Source organism: Flavobacteriaceae bacterium HL-DH10 (assembly GCA_031826515.1).
Taxonomy (GTDB): domain Bacteria; phylum Bacteroidota; class Bacteroidia; order Flavobacteriales; family Flavobacteriaceae; genus Thalassobellus; species Thalassobellus suaedae.
Window position 1 is genome coordinate 2,193,647 of the sequence record CP134536.1, and the last position, 20,889, is coordinate 2,214,535.

At 31.3% G+C, this 20,889-nt stretch carries 10 protein-coding genes; all 10 read right to left on the bottom strand.

Annotated elements, in window-relative coordinates:
* Positions 1-806: 806 nt before the first annotated feature.
* Entirely contained in the window at positions 807-1,778 is a 972-nt protein-coding gene (locus RHP49_09495; protein ID WNH11154.1) for an AraC family ligand binding domain-containing protein, read from the bottom strand.
* A 12-nt stretch (positions 1,779-1,790) separates the two neighbouring features.
* Positions 1,791-3,419 carry an alpha-glucosidase gene (locus RHP49_09500; GenBank protein ID WNH11155.1) on the bottom strand — a complete coding sequence of 543 codons (1,629 nt, stop codon included), beginning with the start codon at positions 3,417-3,419 and terminating at the stop codon, positions 1,791-1,793.
* Between the two features lies 1 nt (position 3,420).
* Entirely contained in the window at positions 3,421-5,889 is a 2,469-nt protein-coding gene (locus RHP49_09505; GenBank protein WNH11156.1) for a hypothetical protein, read from the bottom strand.
* 11 nt (positions 5,890-5,900) lie between these two features.
* Entirely contained in the window at positions 5,901-7,643 is a 1,743-nt protein-coding gene (locus tag RHP49_09510; protein WNH11157.1) for a hypothetical protein, read from the bottom strand.
* On the bottom strand, positions 7,636-8,952 hold the full coding sequence (locus RHP49_09515) for an MFS transporter (GenBank protein WNH11158.1): 1,317 nt from the start codon (positions 8,950-8,952) through the stop codon (positions 7,636-7,638). Before RHP49_09515 ends, RHP49_09510 begins: the two co-directional genes overlap by 8 nt.
* A complete protein-coding gene (locus RHP49_09520; GenBank protein WNH11159.1) occupies positions 8,952-10,001 on the bottom strand; it encodes a glycoside hydrolase family 130 protein in 1,050 nt (349 codons plus the stop codon). Before RHP49_09520 ends, RHP49_09515 begins: the two co-directional genes overlap by 1 nt.
* A gap of 37 nt (positions 10,002-10,038) precedes the next feature.
* Positions 10,039-11,367, bottom strand: a complete 1,329-nt coding sequence (locus RHP49_09525) for a hypothetical protein (GenBank protein ID WNH11160.1) — start codon at positions 11,365-11,367, stop codon at positions 10,039-10,041.
* 175 nt (positions 11,368-11,542) lie between these two features.
* Positions 11,543-13,030, bottom strand: coding sequence for a RagB/SusD family nutrient uptake outer membrane protein (locus RHP49_09530; protein WNH11161.1), 1,488 nt, complete (start codon positions 13,028-13,030; stop codon positions 11,543-11,545).
* Positions 13,031-13,041: 11 nt separating this feature from the next.
* Positions 13,042-16,098 carry a TonB-dependent receptor gene (locus RHP49_09535; GenBank protein WNH11162.1) on the bottom strand — a complete coding sequence of 1,019 codons (3,057 nt, stop codon included), beginning with the start codon at positions 16,096-16,098 and terminating at the stop codon, positions 13,042-13,044.
* Between the two features lie 201 nt (positions 16,099-16,299).
* A complete protein-coding gene (locus tag RHP49_09540) occupies positions 16,300-20,535 on the bottom strand; it encodes a response regulator (protein ID WNH11163.1) in 4,236 nt (1,411 codons plus the stop codon).
* Between the last annotated feature and the right edge of the window lie 354 nt (positions 20,536-20,889).

Consider the following 20,889-nt stretch of genomic DNA (forward strand, 5'->3'; position numbering starts at 1 on the left):
TAACTCGGCCTCATAAAATTTTGGTTAAGGCAATAGGAGAAATAAGCGTTGATATTTTAGGGGTTTAGTAATACATAATCTAAAGAGATTTTATTTTACAAGGGATTTCAAAGTATTGTTTACCAGTTCTAATGTTTCCTAAAATATAGCGAATGAGCCGTTAATTGTTTCCAAAATTATATGCAGCCTTGATTTTTTTGTTTCTTTTTTTATTAAGAAAAAAAGATTAGAAACATTAAAAAAGAAAACTTCAATTAAAAGATTAAATATAATAAGTGTATAGAAATTTATATTTCTTAAATTTTATACTCTTGTGGCAATCCACGAGAATCTCGTAAATTTTTTTATTACGTACATTTTATCGAATACGCGATTTTTAATAAGAGCAAAAAGGCTAGCTTTTATTTTGGCGTTGGCAAGCGATGGAAGTTATTCGCTGGTTTTTATTGTTATAATAAGGAGCTCATGAATGCTACGCATTTGTGTATAAATAAATTGCAATAAGCAATTTGATTTTATAAAAGCAATCGAGCGTTTGGCAGTGGCTATTTTACATAACGACTAATTATAGATACATAATGTTTTAAAAACTCTGCGAAGCAAACCTATTAATAGTTTAATGACCCAAGTTCCAATTATTCTTATGAAAACGACTGCTTCTGGGATATTTTACATAATACTACATTATAGCTTACAATTCGTTAAGCATCATAATACTGCAAATCTCTATTTTAATTATGAATCATCCACTGGATAATACATAATTAAAAATGTACTATAATTGTTCTTATGTTTAATTTACTTTTTTAAAGTGAAACCTCCAAAATGCATGCATCATCGGATTTGATTTTTAAATGATTTATACTTGCAGGCAATAATATTGTTTCTCCTTTTTCCAAATGATAAACTTCATCATTACAGTCTAAATTGAGATTTCCATCTACACATATATAAATTACAAACGAATCTAACCCAGAATAATCCATTTGGATATCCCCTTTAATATTTACAATGTTAGTTTTAAAAAAAGGAGAGTGCACTAATTTATTTGAAGTATTAATCTTGGTGTCATAGACTGTTCTATATTCATTGTAATAATTAAAGTCAATAGCATCCAAAGCTAAATCAGTATGTAATTCTCTTTTTTCTCCAGTTTTCTTGTCAATTCTATCATAATCGTAAATTCGATATGTTATGTTGGATGTTTGTTGAATCTCAGCTAATAGTACACCTGCTCCAATGGCATGTACTCTTCCTGTAGGAATATAAAATGTGTCTCCTTTTTTAACCTTTTCTATATTTAATATTTCGCTTAAAGCTGAATTATTAAGATACTCAGTATAGGTCTTTTTTTCAAATTTTTGATTAAAGCCAACAATTAACTCAGCATTTTCTTCTGCTTGCATAACATGCCACATTTCGTTTTTGCCAAACGAATTATGACGTTCCTTTGCTAACTCATTACTGGGATGCACTTGAATTGATAATGGGGTTTTGGCATCAATAAATTTTATCAATAAAGGAAAATTATCACCAAAGGTTTTGTATACCCCATGACCAACAAAATCACCTTTAAATTGATTTATCAAATCTTTTAATGTCTTTCCCTTTAAATCACCTTCACTCACATGAGTTTCACTGTACTCTATATCCGAAATCTCCCATGATTCTCCAATACTTTCTTGATTGTGATTTTTATTTAATACTGTTTTTAATTTATCTCCACCCCAGATACGATAGCTATAAACTGGATTAAATTTTAAAGGGTATAGTTTCATGTTGTTTTGAGGTTATTTAATAATAGCGTATTTATTAGGTTCAATCGTTAATTCTCCGAGTAAAATGGTTTCGCCCTTTTCTAAAGTTATTTTCTTGGAGTTTTTGCCAAAATTAAAGTAGCATTTAATTGTATCACCATTAAATGTTCTGACTAAGCCTATAATATCATTTAAAAAAGACAATTGTTTATATTTACCATATTGCAGAATTGGCTCTGAATTTCGCAAAGCAATGAGTTTCTTATAATTATTCAACAACGAATTTTCATTTTTCTCTGAAGATACTACATTTAAATATGTTTTATTTTTATTAACCTTTATCCAAGGAGTTTTATTTGAAAAACCCGAAAATTCAGTGTCATTCCATTGCATGGGACTTCTAGATTTATCTCTATTATGATTATTTCCAACTATAAGTGCTTCTTCATTAGATTTACCATTTTTCAAAGCTAAATTATAATGTGTACGTCCTTGAATATCCATTATTTCATCTATTGAATTTGCCTCAATGTTTTCCATCCCAATTTCTTCCCCATAATATATAAAAGGAACACCTTTTGCTGTTAGTATTAAAGCTGCTAAAGCTTCTGCTCTTTCAGTATTGCCATTAGCCAAACGACTTATGAGACGTGGCATGTCATGACTCCCAAAAAATAGGGTTGGATAGTTGCTCATGTTTTTCTCCATGCTTTGCAACTCATCAAATATTCGATGTGCTGAAAACTCAGAAATACTCCCAAAATTAAAATTGAATACCACATCTAATAATTCAGTCCCTTGGTATTGTTTTAGCACTTCAATGTTATCACTTCCTATTTCACCAACTATGAAACGGTTGTCATATTCATTAACCGTTTTTCTAATAATTTTCATGGCTTTTTTTACACCTTCTTGATTGATGTCATATAAATGATCTTGCTCGCCTTCTTCATTTATTGGATTGTTAGAAGCAATTCCATCAGTAGTCAAAAAATTGATAACATCCAATCGATACCCATCTACTCCTAAATTTAACCAAAATCGAAGCACTTTTTGAATTTCTTGAATAACCTTAGGGTTGCCCCAATTAAGATCGGCCATTTTTATATCAAACTTATGGTAATAATATTGGTTTGTAATACTATCAAACTCCCACGCAGAACCTCCAAAAAAAGATTCCCAGTTGTTAGGTTCATCTTTCCAAATATAATAATCTCTGTAAGGATTGTCTTTGGATTTTTTAGCCCCTTTAAACCATTTAGATTCTGTTGATGTATGATTTACAACTAAATCCATGATTATTTTTATGTTTCTTTTATGCGCCTCACTCAAGAAAACTTTAAAATCTTCCAAAGTCCCATAAGTTGGGTCAATTTTGTAATAATCTGAAACATCATAACCATTATCAACTTTTGGTGATTGCAAAAATGGGGTTAACCATATTCCTTTAACTCCTAAATCTTGAATAAAATCTAGCTTTGATGTTAATCCCTTAAAATCACCATAACCATCTCCATTACTATCTTTATAACTGGGCATATAAATTTCATAGAACACGGTTTCTTTCCACCAGATTTTACCGTTGTTTTTAGTTGCTTTTGTTTTACATGAAAATATGGTAAAAAGGAATAGAATTAATGAGGTTGTCTTTAAGAGCTCCATTTTATTTTTTAAAGTCAGGATCCATATCCGGAGTACGAAGTCCTGCTACTTCATCTGCCATTAGTATAAACACATTCCAACATAAACCTCGGGTTGATTCCCACCAAGTATCTGTTGTAGTCCATTTTGTTGGAATAAACTCTTTACTATATGGCCAATTTGGGTTAAGATTAATTTCTGCCCACGCCCTATTTTCCATAAGTGGTTTAGCTTTTTGCCATCCATGACGTAAACCAACTACATAGCCACAATATTCTGGACGCATCCAACTACCACCATTATAATAAAAGCCATCTCTTGCACCATCTTTATAATTGTTTTCTCCAAACTCTCTGAAAGGCTGATAATCTGGCGTTAAATAGGAATATCCTTTTTCACTCTTATCTAATCGAACACAAACAGGAGCGGTTGTACCATACTCTGGGTGTGGCGAATTTGGAACTTTATTAAGTATTGGTATCTGCTCTAAATGATTTATAGCCATTTCATCGGTTAGCATTGGTTTATTAAACAACCACAGAGAGAAAAATTCTGGTTCTAAATCGGTCATTGTAATCACATCTGGAAAATCTCTATCAAACAACAAATGTTTTCTTTCTATATCATAAAAATTAAGATAGGCCGCTTCTGCTTTTTCAATATATGCATCAGATATCTCATACCCTAATTCCTTAATAGTTTTTAATGCAATAGCAAACATACCTTGATTTACTGCCAGTTTATCAGTTTTAGGTTCATATTTGTTTATATCGACCTGACTTAATGTAAAATGTGATTTACAGATACCATCTCGGTCATCATCAAACTCATTTAAAACATAATTTACGGCTTTATCAATTTTGTCTTTAGAGGGTGTAACATCATACCGTCTTTTATTCATCATAGCCCAGATTAAAAATTGAATAGTAGCCTCATTATCCTTACATTCTATAGTTCCCATATAAGGTGTTATAATAGTTGCTACAGCGCCATTAGAATTTTGGGTTTTAGCCCATTGTTGCCATATTTTTATATTCAATTCTTTGTTATAACTAGAAACTATGGAAAAAAACGAATCCCTATTGTACATATCTGGAGCATAGTTCATGTTGGGAACATTCAAAGGTGTAAAATCATTAATTGATGTTATCCATGTTAACATGTTGAAGTTTGCATATAATATTTTTTCTATCAAAGACCCTTTAAATCCTTTTCCTTCAGCAAGACGTGATTGAGAAGACACCACAAAATCGTGATGATTGGTCCATGGCTCCACAAATATATAGCTTGTTTTGGTATCCTTTTCACCCATATCCATCCTATTGTAAGGCTGGCTTAAAGGTTGGTTCTCTACAATTTTTAAATCTTTAATTTGTATAGTAGCTTCTTTTCCTGACTGTGTTCCTAGAAACATAGACACACTATCATTTTCGATATATGGAACCAAAACACTTCCTTTAAAAAGCGTCCACTCATTTTCTTTTATGGGAAATTGATCAATATATTTGATACCGTCTTCCAACTCAATGGTTTTTTGCCCATTTTTAATTCTGAAAAGCTTAAGAGCTATAGGTGAATTCCCTTTAGAAAGAAACGAGATAGTATAAGTCTTTTGGTTTTTAAAAGGTGCAATTATTTCAAACCCTGAACGATTTGAAGGTTCACAGTTTAGTGTAATTAGTCCAGATTGTCTTTTAATTTCAATAGCGCCAACTTTTTTAAAATGGTCACTAATTTTTAATGGTAATTCTTTTCCTGCATCAAGGTTGTGCATTTCTCCAAACTTTTGTTGGATATATTGTTGTCCTTTTGCTCTTTCTTCTGATGTAGCCACTGAAACTAATTCAGGGTCAGGTAATTTTCTCATACCCACAAAACCGCCACCATGGCCATTAAACCTCCGACGAGTTGTTCTAGTATAATGATTTTTATAGCCAGCATCCATTAGAACTCCAACTAATTGATTGTTTGGTGTAACAAAACCAGCGGATGGAAACATTTCATGAACAAAACCACCAGGAAAATTATCATACTCAAAAGTGACATATTTGGAAGGTGTTTCTGAAGGCTTAAAATTTTCTTCAATAGTATAATATAGCGACGGCATACCTGATTGAAATAAATCAATACTCTTTTTAACCACATTCGAGTTTACAACTTCATAGGTTACTGTGATTGATAAATTCAAATCAAAATCCGATAAATAAGTCTCTTTTGATAGTTTTACAATAGTTTCATTTCCTGTCCATTCTGAACCTTTCCAATCATTAATTTGGGTTGTTTCACTTAAATCTAAATTGGCGACTTTAAGTTTGAATTCTTCTGTATTATGAATTAGTAATTGGGTTCCATTATAAATATCTACATTAAAACCCTCTTCTGTATTTCCAACTACTTTAAAGTTAATGCTTTGACTCCATCCACTGATACCAATAAAACAGAACACTAGAATCAGAAGTATATTTCTAATTTTTATATATAATTCAGTCATTTTTAATTGTATTATTTAGCGCTAGAATATCTATAATCTATTACAACATCATTAGCATATAATTTGCCATTCTTTTCTGATATAACTGCCTCTTGAGGGACCCACACTAATAGTGAAGCCTGTTCTTCAGCTATAGTGAATGTGAAACTATTGTTTACACTTTCTGCTATAAAGGCTCTTTTTATAGCATCATAAATTTTTAAGTTATTTTCACCCACTGAAATCGTGACTTCTTTTGCTTCTGGATTTGGATTATAATATAAAAAGGAAGGAAAAGCTCCATTTCGATAAAAATCGGTTGCCAATAAATTTAATTGAAGAATATTTTCAACATTTGTTTTTGAAATAATAGCACCTGCAATACCTACATGGCCACTTCCATAAACGCTAAATTGAGATACATCCGGATTTCCTTTTACCCAATGGGGGCCATCCCCTATGGCGACAGGTGCTTCCAGATGCTCATATTCTTCAAAATGAGCTTTTTTAATTAATCCTTCATAAGCTATAACGCCTTTGGTATGTTTTTTCTGTTCTGGAATGGTTTGATGATCCTCGGGCATTTCATAAGGATAGAAAAATTTCAAGGCATTACTCGCATTCAACATCCATTTTCCTATGGCACTGGCGTATCTTTGATCATACCTTACCATGGGCACTAATGGCCACATTGCATCATACGTATTCATTAAAAAACCAAAGCCGCCATGATCTACAGTACTTCCTACTATTCCAGAGATATCATATCCATTCCAATTACCAACTAATACACCCCAACCTTCTCTACACTCTGGTGTTCCATTAAAAGTCCATTCAAGTATTTTACTGTAATCATAATTTGTGTCTTCTTCAGCATTTAAACGTGCAGCTACATATGCTCCAAAGGGCATTAATATTTCATAAAATCTATTATCGTTTTGTGCCAAAAGAGCTTCTAAAGAAGATTTTGCACCTTTTAAATATTTTGGATCTTGAAATTTTTGATAGGCAGCATACAAGACATAGGCATGTCCTGCCGCTGCATCTTCTTGCTTACAAATCCAGCTATCTTTAGGCTCTAGCTTAGCATAGTCAAAATAGGAGTGTGCATAATTACCTGCCATTACAGAGTCTGCTTCATAAAATTTATCGGCAATCGAAAGCATGATTTCTGAAAAGTCCTGTTCTTTAGGGTGAAAATTTGCTAATCCATAAAACAATACATTTGGATACACATCATACCACCAGTCTCTAGCATAGCCACCTCCTAGTAATGCTACCTCAGGACAGGTGTTATTCATCATAATATTCCAATTGGTATCAGAATTAAAATAATTCTTCAACATGGAAACATAATTTTTCCCGTTTTGGTTTGACTTATCGATTCCTACAAGAGTTGCTCCAAAAACTGAGCCTATAGTTGCTAATGACTCATGAAAAATTCCGTTATTATGTTCAGCTCCTTGTCTTAAGTCACCCATAGCTGTATAAATTCCAAACGTTTCTTGATTGAAATTTTTACGAGAATCATCCTTCCAAATTAAAGGCCAATAATCACCTGTTTGGGTGTCATCAAAAACCAAAGAGTCAAATCCTTTTGCCAAATTTTTAAAATCTATGATTTTAAAGGGATTGGGTAAATTGGGCATAGAGTCAATCTGGCTAAGTTGAATCTGATGTATTGGGTTTTCTGTACTTATTTCAGTTGGTTCGGTTTTACATGAATAAGAAACTAAAACAACTAGTAGAACTACTATATAATTTAATTTATACATTTTCTTGTGGGATTACATTTTTTGTAATTATTGATTCATTTTTTAAAGCTTGGTCTTGTAAAGTTTTATTTTCCAATGCTTCCTGCTGCCTTAAAAGTTGTTTAGCAATAAATATGGAAATTAATTGAAGAACACCTATAATTAACAAAGCATATCTCAAGGCAATATCTGTATTTATATAAAATGCAATCACTAAAAAAGTGCCTGCTCCTAAAAAACGACCGACAAATAACCCGAATTCATGATTTAGAATATAAGAAAACTCATTTCTGTTTTCAATGGAAGAAAGTAAATCTATTACTTTTAACTGAATAGGAAAGTAAGCAATATCAAGAACTGGTCTTGATATTAATAATAAAAACATGAATATAATAACTCCAGTGGTATTAAAAAGTAATCCATTAAAAAATGATGCTAAGAAAAAGCAGATCAATCCAATGCTAAAAATTACTAATCGGTGTTTAGGTTTTGAATATTTCCCTAGAATAAGCATAATTATTGCTGCTATAACCGCACCAATAGATATTGCCGAACCAAGAGCACCTTCTGAATGAAAAAATTTCATCATTAGCATGGCAGGTGCTGTCACAATAAAACCTTGAGCCAACCCTTTTAATACTGCTAATTGAAGCATTTTTTTCCAGAGTTTATGAAATTTAAAGTATAAAAACTTTTCACTCTTTGGTTTTTCATACTTCCCAAAATGAAATACAATAGACGCTAAAACTGTAATTGCAAAAACTATCATTGTTATCACTCTATATGCTGAATTAACACCTTCGTTCGAAGCTTGATCTCCTTCTCCATTACCGCTCATTAGAAACAATCCTATAAGCACTGGCACTGTAGATGCAATTATGGTATAAAGAAATGTTTCCAAGCCATAATAAAAATTTCGTGTTCTATCTTTGGTTGTGGCAAGTACCAAATAATCTCTATTGGCCCAATACAAGCCAAAAGACATTCCCATAATTAAGCCTGCAGCAATGAGTCCAAAATAATTTATGTCTTTCAAAGACATCATAAAAACCATGGAAACACCACTTAATAACATGCCCAAAGAAAATAATCTTTTGATATTAATTTTGTTTAATAAATAGCCATTTATAAAGAATGTAATTGGAATACCTATATAAATTGCTAATTGATATAAGATAACTTTTGACGGATCATTAGAATTTCTCATGATATAAGATGCCACAAAAATATCGATTACGGGTAATACAAAAGCATAAATTGTATTAGTAATTATTAATATTTTCGCACTTCTTGTAAAATCTTTTAGTCCTACTTTTGCTAAATCTATCATTAGTGTCCTAGGGTTTTTAAAATCTCTTTAATGGAGAATGTTGCTAAGGCAATAAACTCATCTGCCGCTCCGTAATACATTTGAATTTCGTCCCCTTTAACTATATGACCATTCGTAAAAATAACTTCACCAAAAAATCCTTCAACTTCAAATATTTCCTGAGGTTCCATTATAGGTGCTTGAGACCTTCCAATAACCATTGATGGGTCATTTAAATCTAATAAAATAGCTCCTAAACAATATCTATGCTTGTCGGTTGCGCCATGATAAATTTCCAACCAGCCCTTTTCGGTTTTTATAGGTGCAGCTCCAGCACCAAGTCGTTTACTATCAAATTTGTCCGCTCGTGTTTTTGCAATGCATATATGATTCCCCCAGTGAACTCCATCCGGTGACTCTGCCAACCAGATATAATTTCCACCGAGCTGAGGACTACTAGGTCTATGTAATGCATAATATTTGTTGTTTATTTTTTCCTCAAAAATGGCGCAATCTTTATTATGCGGACTTAAAATCATTCCTTTCTTTTCAAATTTCTTCCAGTCCTTCGTAGTTTTTAAACCAACTCCAACCCCGTTAGAAGACACCATGGTGTAAGTTAAATGATAAACATCTTCTATTTTGGCAACACGGCAATCTTCTATGCCATAAGCCTCATATTCACCTTCACCACAAATAAAAGGATAGTCATTATGCTCTGAAAAACGGATTCCATCCTCACTAAACATTATACGCAAATGAGAAATAGTTGTTAAGTAATCCACTCCATCATAAGTGATTACTCTGGCATCAGACGCATCTAATTTCGGGTCTTTAAGATCAAAATCTATTATTTCAACATTACCATTATTATTATAGATGGGTACGGATAGAAATCCATCCTTTTGAACTGTTCTTTCAGCAACCCTAACTAAAAGGCATATTTTTCCATCGAATTCAAATACTCCAGGATTAAGTAAACATTCTATAATCATGTTTTCATTACTCGGACTTAAATCTTTCGGAGATAAAAGCGGGTTCTGACTATGTCGTTTTGATATATCTTTCATAAAAGTTTAATATTATTATCAAAATATTAAGGCGTGCCTATTTTTTAATTTTTTCAATTTCTATTAGCATGAGTAAGGTTTCAAGGGTTGATTCTGCCCCTGAATTCATATTAATTTCATTAGGACCTACAATGCCATCAAAGCAAACTCCTGTATCCGGATTATAAATGGCTTTATTAGCAGCATTTTCACCTGACAGCCATACTCTTAGTTTATTTGCAATTGTCAAGTACTTATCATCCTTCGAATAATAATAGGCTTCTGATGCCGCCCAAAGCATTGGCCTGACTCCATAAGCAATTTGAGGATACTCATTTCTATTCACCTCAATAAAATTATTATTCATTTTATTTATCCAAAATGCTTCGGCAAATCCATTCTGTAACATCCATGGGTAAAAGTTTTCAATCTCTAATAAAGCACTATCAATATATTCTTGATTATTAAAAGCTTGACCTGCTCTTAATAATGAATAAGCTTGATCATTTCCCCAAGCATGCCATAAATTCTCAGAGCTCAAAAAAGCACCGTAAGGATAATTATTGGCATCACCTTTTTGCATAAACATAATACCTTTAGCCAAATGATCAATTATTAATTTGGAATCCTGATCTCTAGTTCTTTTATAATTATTTAGCAATCCCAGAATTAATATAGCTGATTGATCTGCAGCTGATTTTCCTGGCAGCCATGTTGGTAATTCTATAGTGTTAATAATTTCAGTAATTAAATAAGATGTTGGAAGGTCGCTTTTAATGTTTTTTATCAATTTTTCTGAAGCCGCCGCTATCCTATTTGCCATATCTAAATCAGATTTCAAAAAAGGATATGATGATTCTATGGCCCATAACGCCCTAAACGACCACCAATCAAGAACTGCAATTGATGTTCGATATTTGGTGTTTATAGTAAGATCATTCCATAAAAAATTATTAAAATAACCATTTTGGTTTTGCATCTGTAAAACAAACTCGGTAAGATTTTTAAGTTTTTCTAATGCTATATCATCATGACCATACAATTCTAAATATTTTGTCAACATCACAATGGCTCTTGAAACATCATCTACACAAGTAAAGCCTTCTTTTGGTTCAATTGCATACGTATAATTTGGGTATTCACTGTAGATATTGATAATTCCCACCTTTTTTTCATTAAAATTAATCTCATTATAAAGATGATTAAAATGACTAAAATTTATGGCACTATTTGGTAGTGGCTCTGAAGGAATAATTTCAATATCGGAATTTTGATTTATTTCTACAGACACCTTTTCAGGAAAAGGGGTATCGCTTTCGTTGCATGAAACAAATAAAAAAAGCAATTGAATTAAAAGAAAAGTATTTAATCTCAATATAAATATCATGTTTCCAGATTTATATTTGTTCTAGTTATTATTTAGATAGATGGTATGATTACAATTATGGTTCTTTCAGGCAAAAAACATTGTTAATTTTGATTAAAAGAGAAGTAGTAAACTAACAAACTACTTCTCTTTAAACAAATAAACTAAACTTCAAAATCAACTATTGTGAATGCTTTTAATAACCAGGATTTTGAACGATTGTTCCTCCTGATTTATCGACTTCCCCTTGAGGAATTGGATATAAGTAATTTTTGTCTTGAAAATTCTTTCCAAGTCCAGTTAATACTGTTTTAGCTGTTCCCCATCTTTTTAAGTCGTTAAATCGTTGGGACTCAAAACCTAATTCTACTCTTCTTTCTGACATTAGCCATCCTTTTATTTGAGTGGCATCAGTTGAATTAGGTCTATCGGCTAAAGTTCCTAGCGGAACAATTGAACCATCTGCGGTTGCAGTAGTTCTAGCTCTACTTCTTATATTATTAATTATTGTGATTGCTCCGCTATAATCACCAGTTTCATTCATGGCTTCTGCTTTCCATAATAACACATCAGCATATCTTATAAAAATTTTATTGCTAGGTGCATCATCATTTCCTTTGTTATCACCAACTGTATTGCCTAATAATTTTGAAACATTTTGATTAACTACGTCAACTGTATATAACAATCTTGGGTCATTTGATTCAAATGCATTTATAAAGTCTGCACTAGGTGCAATAAAACCCCAACCTATTAACGCACACAAGCCATTACCATTTCTTGGATTTTGATCTGATACATGGTCGTAAGCAAAAATCACTTCATTATCAGAAAACTCTTTTGTCGTATCAAAACTGTCAAAATAATTAGTATTTAAACTATAAAAACCAAGACCATCTAATTCTGATATAAGACTTATTACAGTTCCCCAGTCTTCATTAAATAATGCTGCTTTAGCTTGCAATGCAATTACTGCGCCTTTTGAGGCTCTCCATGGTTCGGATGGAGATGGATATTTTGCATTTGGCAATAATGCTTTTGCTTCAGCTAAATCGGAATTTATTTGTCCCCAAATTTCAGTACTTGGAACTCTTATTGCAACATCAAAAGCTTCTTCAAACGATTTTAATGGAACCGTTAACAGTGGTACATCACCAAAATTATTGACTAAATCAAAATAATAAAAAGCTCTTAAAAAGTAAGCTTCTCCCAATAATTGATTCTTACGTGAATCAGAAATACCGACTGATTGAGTTACTTCCGGATTCGTTAAATAACTTATGGCAAGGTTTATTCTATTAATACCTTCATAATCATAAAGCCACAAACCATTAAATGCGCCGTTGTCTGCTGTAAAACTGAATGCACTTAATTCATCCATCCATGCTTGATCACCATCAGGATTCCACTTTTTATTCATATCATTGGCGGCGATATCTTGTAAAATAAAATCATTCCTTAATACAGCACCACCATCCCAATTCCATTCACCAATTAGATTTAAGGTGCTAGAAAGTAGCTGATAGGATGAACTTACTGAAGACTCCAAAGTTGTTATTGTTGGACTAGAATCAATTTGATCTAAAGTAAGAAGCCCTATAGGATCTTTTGTTAATTCATCATCACAACTCACTAAAGTAGTAATGACAAATAATGCGATTAAACTATTATATATATATTTCATAATTAATGCTTTTAAAATTTAACATTTAAACCAAACAAAACGGACGTTGACGAAGGATAAGTCCCTCTGTCGATTAAATCGGTAGACTCGGGATCCATACCTGTATAGTCCGTTAGTGTGAATAAATTTTGACCAGAAACATAAAGACGAATATCTTGAACACCCTTTATGCCATTTATTGTATATCCAAACTCAATATTTTTGAGACGCAAATAAGAGGCATCTTCAACAAAAATGCTCGATATTTTACTGCTTCCATTATCTTCAAATGCTACTCTTGGTGTCGTATTACTACTGCCTTCACCATCCCAAGCTCCTAAAATATTGGTAGTATAATTGAATGGACGTGTATCATAATCTAATATTTGTTTTGAGTCATTATATCTGTCTACACCTTCAACACCTTGAAAAAGAAATGAAAAGTCAAAGTTTTTAAATGATGAAGTAAATGCTATTCCATAGGTTAAATCAGGTATCGAACTTCCAAGAAACTTCCTGTCATCAGAATTGATTATTCCATCATTATTTATATCTTCAAATTTAATATCTCCTGGTTTCACACTAGGGTTTAATGTTCCACTTAAATGATTATCAATCTCGGATTGGTTTTGATAAATACCAACCATTTTATAACCGTAATAAGCATTTAATGGTTCTCCTACCTCTGTTCTGGTAACCTGTCCAATTAAATTTGGAACATTAGGATGCAATTTTTCAACATTATTTATTACTGTTCCTAAATTTGCATTAATACTATATTTGAATTCATTACTAGATTCTCTATAGTTTAATGAAAACTCGAATCCTTTGTTACTTACTTCACCAGCATTTACAATCGTTGGCGAAACATCTCCTACAATGCTTGGTAATCCAATTGGCAATAAAATATCTGAAGTATTTTTCACATAATATTCAACTGAAACATTCAATTTGTTATTTAAAAAACCCATGTCAACACCTACGTTTGTTGATTCAGAACTTTCCCATTTTAAATCTTCATTACCATATCGATTAACAACAACTTTTCCGTTTGTTTGACTTATTAAAGTTAAAAAAGCGTAATTATCAATCTCTTGATTTCCTAATTTACCCCAACCTGCTCTTAATTTCAAGTTAGACAACCATGTTGCATCTTTTAAAAAACTTTCATCTGAAATTTTCCATCCTGCTGAAATAGAAGGAAAATAACCCCATCTATTTTTTTCTGAAAATCTTGAGGATGCATCTGCTCTTATATTAGTTGTAACCATATATTTACTATCAAATACGTAAGAAGCAGACCCAAACAAAGAGAACAAAGCCCATTCCGAAGCACTTCCACCATTCCATAAATCAGCTTCTGTACCACCATAGTCAATATATCTAAAAGTTTTATCAGTATTATCAAAACGTGCACGACTTGCTCCAATTGATGAGCTATAATTATTAATGTATTCTGTACCTACTAATGCACTAATATCATGTTTATCATTTAAGGTTTTAGCATAGTTTAGTGTATTATTAAATGTTATTGTACGTGCTTCACCTCGTTCTTCATTCAAATTATTTGGACGGTTTTGTCTTCCTAATCCTTTATCTGTATCATTCCCGCCGCCGTCATCATCACCATAATTCTCTCCAAATGTTTTATTATGAATGAATGATAAATCAATACCAACATTGGTTCTAAATGTTAGTTCTTTATCTTTTAAAAAAGCATACTCAGCAAATATATTTCCAAATGTTCTAAAATCCTTTCTTACATCATCTGTAAAATATGCTAATGCCACTGGGTTTGATGCCCATTCATATTTATCACTTTCCCAACCACCATTGTCTCTATCATTATTTAAATAGAAAGGTAAATCTGTAAAAGGGTCTCTTTGAGAATATGTAGGATCATTAACATCTTTATAAACACTTATAATTGGAGGTCGTAATAGTGCGTGTCTAATAATTCCTGGAGCATCTCCTTTTGAAGATAATTTATCTTGAGTCCCATAGGTTAACTGAAGATTAGTTCCAATTTTTAAACGATTTGTTAATTCAACATTAAGATTGGTTCTGTAACTTAACCTTCTATATTTATCATTATCATATATTACAATTCCATCTTGACCGTAATAACCTAATGACATTAAAAATTGAATTTTATCACTTCCACCACTTGCGGTAAATTGTAAATTTTGCGATTTTCCAGTTTCGAATAATTCATCTAGCCAATCTGTATCAGAAAAATCAGCTCTACCTTTATCCGCCGTATAAGGATTTGTACCAGTTCTATCTGAATTATTCCAAGCCTTCTCAACAGTATTCATATACTGATCTGCATTTAACATATTAGGAAGGTTCGAGGCATAATGCAATCCTGTAAAATAGTTTACATCAAAACTAATTTTTCCTTCTTTTCCACTTTTTGTAGTAATTAAAACGACACCACCAGAAGCTCTTGATCCATATATAGCCGCCGCAGAAGCATCTTTTAAAACAGTCATAGTTTTAATATCTGCTTGATTTAAAAAACTAATATCTCTTGTTGGAATACCGTCTATTACATATAATGGATTATTGTCACCAATAGTTCCTAACCCACGAATACGGACTTCAATAGGATCGCCAGGAGCACCCGTACTGGATGTTACCTGTACACCTGCAATTTGTCCTTGCAAGGCTTGGGTAACATTTACTACCCTTGTTTTTTCTAAGTCTCCCATATCCACTACAGAAACAGCTCCTGTTAAAGTAGATTTTTTTCTTGATGAATATCCAACAAGAACTACCTCGTCTAAAGTCTCTAAATCTTCAGATAAGAAGACATTAATTTGACTTTGACCATTAACTGGAACCTCTTGAGTTACAAAACCTACCATACTAAAAACTAATACAGCATTAGATTCTACGTTATCAAGAATATACTTTCCATCAAAATCAGTTGCTGTTCCTATCGATGTTCCTTTTATAATAACATTTGCCCCTGGTGTGGGACCATTATTATCGGATACAATTCCAGTAATGGTTTGTGCAAATAAAACACTTCCAAATAACATGGTTCCTATTAAACATAGGTTATATATTAAGCGCTTTTTCATAATAAAAAAGAATTAAATTGATTAATAATTTGAGTAATTTTTTTCATGGTGTTAAATAGTTTAGTGAGTTAATATTTTAATAAAAGATGATATAAAATCATATGATAAATGTAGACCAACAACCTAGCAAACGGTGTACACTATATCTTCAAAAGTGTACACTAACTACTAATCACCTAATTTAAAGGTTATTAAAATATATTATTCTTGATTTTTTTCTGAATTATTCTTGATTTGATAATTCTTAGGAGTGCTGTTATACATTTTTTTAAACTCCCTATAAAAGTAAGACCGATTATTAAAACCTGACTGATAACAAACCTGTGAAACGGTAAAATTACTTTTTCTTAAAAGTTCGGCAGCATACTGTAGCCTAGTAGTTCGTATTAAATCTCCAGGAGAAAACCCAAAGTTTTGTTTAATCTTTCTATATAACTGTGAATTACTTATTCCTAACTTTTCTTCAATAAATTGACTTTGCAAGTTCTCATTCTCTATATTATTACGTATTAATTCAATAACATTTCGTAATAATACCTTATCATCATTATGTACTTCAAGATCTTTAATATTTTCAATAAGTGTATCTTGAGCTAAATGTTTTAGTATAAGTTCTCTTTCTTGTAAAAGTTTTTTAACCCTAATAAGTATATGATCTGGATGAAATGGTTTTGGAATATAAGAGTTAGCTCCGCTTTCTAAACCTTCAATACGATGTAAAATAGAACTCTTAGCCGTAAGCATTATCACAGGTATATGACAGGTTCTGTCGGTCTCTTTTACCTTTTTACATAACTCAACGCCATCCATTAAAGGCATCATAACATCAGTAATAATAATATCTGGAAGTTCTTTGTCAATTCTTTCTAATGCTTCCAGTCCATTATTTGCAATTACAATCTTATATTTTTCGTTTAATAATTCATTTAAAAATAATTGAATTTCTCTTTCGTCTTCTACAATCAATATCACCTTTCTATTCTCTAAAACAGCTTCAAGGGATGACATTTTATTTAATTTGTCATCAGAGTCATTTGGTACTTCTTCAAGAATATTTTTGAGGTAATCTGAAATTAAAATCTGATTTCCTTCTACATCAATTTCATTGTCTTTATATGATTCTTTACTGCAAGGAAGTATGATTTTAAAAACAGTAATTTTATTTAGCTTACTTGAAACTTCAATTTCACCTCTCAATACCGTAATCAATTTTTTTATATATGCTAAGCCAATACCTGTTCGAAACAAATCTGTATCTGATTTCTCTCCAGAATCAGTTAAGAAAAACCTATCAAACAATGATTCTAGTTTTTCTTTGGGTATACCCTTCCCTGTATTGGATACTTTAATAGTTAGTTTTTTTATTCCATTATCTTGCTTGTCAAACTTCAGTTTTATGCTACCATTATTAGGTGTATATTTAAAGGCATTAGACAATAGATTAAAAATTATCTTTTCAATTTTATCCTTATCATACCACCCAACCAGTTCTGTTGGTAACTCTAAATTATACTCAATATTTTTTTCTAATGCCCATTCATCAAACAACTCCGCTATTTGCTCAATCAAATTAACTAAATCAAACTGCTTTACCGTGACTTCTAAATAATCGTATTCAGCTTTTCTAAATTCGAGTAATTGCTGTGTTAAGAATAAAAGCCTAGACGAATTTCTTTGAATCATGTCTATAAACTTTTTACTGCGTTCCCCTAGATTTTCCGATTCAGCAAGTTTTTGTATAGGTCCCACGATTAAAGTTAAAGGTGTTTGAAATTCATGAGCAATATTTGTAAAAAACGTTAGTCTATTTTGGTGAATTTCTTCCTCACGTTTTTGAAAAAGAATGTTTTGCCTTAATCGATACTGTTTATTAAAATAGCTCCACACAAAAAGCAGAAATAGAAGACATAAAATAAAATAAACAAATATTGCAGCATTTGATTGCCAAAAAACAGGTTTGATTTTAATATCGACAGCATGAACTGCATCACTCCAAACACCATCACTATTAGACCATTTTATCCATAAAGAATAACCACCCTTTGGCACATTAGTAAAAGAGATAATTTTTCTGTTATTAATAGAGTTCCAATCTTGATCAAAATTATTTAATTTATACGCATATTGGCATTTTTCACTGTTTATATAAGTTAAAGCAGCCAATTCTACATCAAAAAAGTTTTGATCGTGCTCTAAAACTATAGAAGGAAATGTTTTTGACTTTGGAGATACAACTAGTCCTTGATAATATGGAACTTCTTGATTTTGACCACTAATTTTATCAATAAGAATATCTGGTACAACTTGAGATTCTTCTATTTTAGAGGGTAAAAAATAATTAAAACCTTTAATTCCTCCTACAAAAATGAAATCTGTATTATCATTTTGATAAAAAGCACCATCTGCAAATTCATTATTTTGCAAACCTTCATTTTTAGTATAATTAATGAATTTTAATTCTTTAAATATAAAATTAGATAATCCAAAATTTGTACTTATCCAAAGATTGGACTTATTATCTGAAACAATTCCATGAACGGTATTATTAGGAAGACCATCTTTTACCGTAAAGTTTTTAAATCTAGGTTCTTCGCCGTCATTAAATTCTTCTAATACATTCAAACCAAAACTTGTTCCAATCCAAAGTCTTTTTTCAATGTCTGTATGAAGACACAAAATGTCATTGTTTGATAAACTTTGCGGATCGTTTTTTATATTTTTAAAAGTTTTAAATCTGTTTATTCTTTTATCAAAAAGATTTAGTCCACCTAACCTCGTTCCTATCCAAAGTTCATCATTACTTTTTGGAATTATAGAAAAAATAATATTACTACTTAAAGACTCTTTTGATCCATTAGCCGCTAAATATTGTTTAAAGTCAGTTATTTTTAATCTTTCTCCATAACGTGAAATTTTAAAACTAACCATTCCATATCCGTTTGTACCTAACCAAATAACCCCATTTTCATCTTGATAAATGGCATAGGTAGACTTAAAATAAGAGCAAAATTCATTTCCAATAATATCTGACCAACCAATAAGTTTTGATTTTTTTAAATCAAAAACATTAATTCCCTTGCCATCTGTCCCAACAAAAATAAGATCATCCTGCCCCTTACAAAGCGCAAATACCGCATTATTTATGGAGCTATTACTCTCATTGAAGTTTTTATAGGCTAATGGATTGTTAGTGTTTAGGTAGAATTCTGAAGGAAAGCGGAATAACCCGCTTCCTTTTGTACCTACCCAAAATGAATTCCCTTCTTCTTCTAAAAAAGCTCTTACAATACCTCCATCAATTTCAGGAACTTGCGTTTTAGAAACTAAATTAAATACTTTTTTCTGTGGGTACATTTTAAAAAGTCCATCACCATCTGTTCCCTTCCAAATCACATTTTCAGTTCCTTGTAATAAGGCTGTTATTTTCTGATCCTTTAGTTTCTTAGTCCATGCATTACTTACCGTTCTTCCTAAACTATCGACAACAAAATACCCCGATTCATTATATAATAAGAGGCCTTCTTTAGTTCTAGCTATAATATTATGACTACTGGCTTTATCTATTATTATCTCAGTTTTGTCATCAAAAGAATACAATACAGGATTTCCAGAAACCGTTATAAAACACATTTTGTTTTGCGACAGAATACCAAAATCGCTCACATTAGTTAAAATCTGCTTTACTTTAGAAACTGTTTTTGAACCATCCTCTTTAATTTTTATTTTTAAAGAATAAAGTTCATTATTATCAAAAAGTAAAAGTAATTCGCCATTTTGTGAAAACACCATCTTACTAACAGCATTACTAGGTAGGTTTTTAATTTCCAATAATTGAAAAACATCACCATTAAAGTATCCAATCCCCCAGTCTTTAACCGCACAAAATACTGTTTTCGAACCATCAAGAGTCATATTGAATTCTGATTCTGAAAAAGGAGGTTTGTCTTTTCTAGAAAAATAATATCTGTTAAACGTGTTTGTTTTTTTGTTATACCTATTTAAGCCGTGTACAGTCAAAACCCAAATATCTCCATTATGATCTTCATCAATTTTAAGGATTATCTGGTTGGTAAGACTGTTTTCATTATTCAGCTCAGGTCTGAATATTTTAAAACTATGACCATTATATCTATTTAATCCATCCCAAGTACCAATCCATAGCAAATTTTCAGAATCTTGAAAAATAGTATTTACAGAACTGTTGGAGAGTCCATTTGTATTATCTAATTGCTCGATTGAATATTTAGCATCAAAAAGATATGATGTATTAAGAGGCTTATTAAAAGTATTATTGATTTTTTCTTGAGAATCTGATTTAATATTTTCGGGAATGCTATTTATTATAGAATGTTCATGCTTTTTATTGCAACCAATTATTGCAATGAAAATAATTAATATAAAAAAATATTTATTTCTAAAGTCAAGATTTTTAACCAAAGTATAACCTGTTTTTTAAATGAAATATTGGGCTAATTTTATCAAAATAAAACTTATGTAGTTAGAAAATTAAAACCTAATTATAAATTATAAATTGTTCGTACAAGTTATATAATAATATGTGATATTAATAAAATAAGGCTTGTGAATTTATTCATGATTTTACAAATGCGACAGTATCGTAGTTTTTAAATTGTAAAAAAAGAATTAAAAAAACGCTCTTTTTTTAAATAAATGACTAAACGTTGCTAATCAACAACTAAGAAACCGTAACACTTTATAATAAAGTTATTACGTTTAATGTTGTACTCAAAGCGCTACTTGATCCGGTCATTTTATTAATAATGTTTTCAA

What these genes read in the sequence shown, in the direction of transcription:
- RHP49_09500 (WNH11155.1), bottom strand. Translation starts at nt 3,419, where the DNA reads ATGGAGCTCTTAAAGACAACCTCATTAATTCTATTCCTTTTTACCATA.
- RHP49_09510 (WNH11157.1), bottom strand. Translation starts at nt 7,643, where the DNA reads ATGTATAAATTAAATTATATAGTAGTTCTACTAGTTGTTTTAGTTTCT.
- RHP49_09520 (WNH11159.1), bottom strand. Translation starts at nt 10,001, where the DNA reads ATGAAAGATATATCAAAACGACATAGTCAGAACCCGCTTTTATCTCCG.
- RHP49_09505 (WNH11156.1), bottom strand. Translation starts at nt 5,889, where the DNA reads ATGACTGAATTATATATAAAAATTAGAAATATACTTCTGATTCTAGTG.
- RHP49_09515 (WNH11158.1), bottom strand. Translation starts at nt 8,952, where the DNA reads ATGATAGATTTAGCAAAAGTAGGACTAAAAGATTTTACAAGAAGTGCG.
- RHP49_09495 (WNH11154.1), bottom strand. Translation starts at nt 1,778, where the DNA reads ATGAAACTATACCCTTTAAAATTTAATCCAGTTTATAGCTATCGTATC.
- RHP49_09530 (WNH11161.1), bottom strand. Translation starts at nt 13,030, where the DNA reads ATGAAATATATATATAATAGTTTAATCGCATTATTTGTCATTACTACT.
- RHP49_09535 (WNH11162.1), bottom strand. Translation starts at nt 16,098, where the DNA reads ATGAAAAAGCGCTTAATATATAACCTATGTTTAATAGGAACCATGTTA.
- RHP49_09525 (WNH11160.1), bottom strand. Translation starts at nt 11,367, where the DNA reads ATGATATTTATATTGAGATTAAATACTTTTCTTTTAATTCAATTGCTT.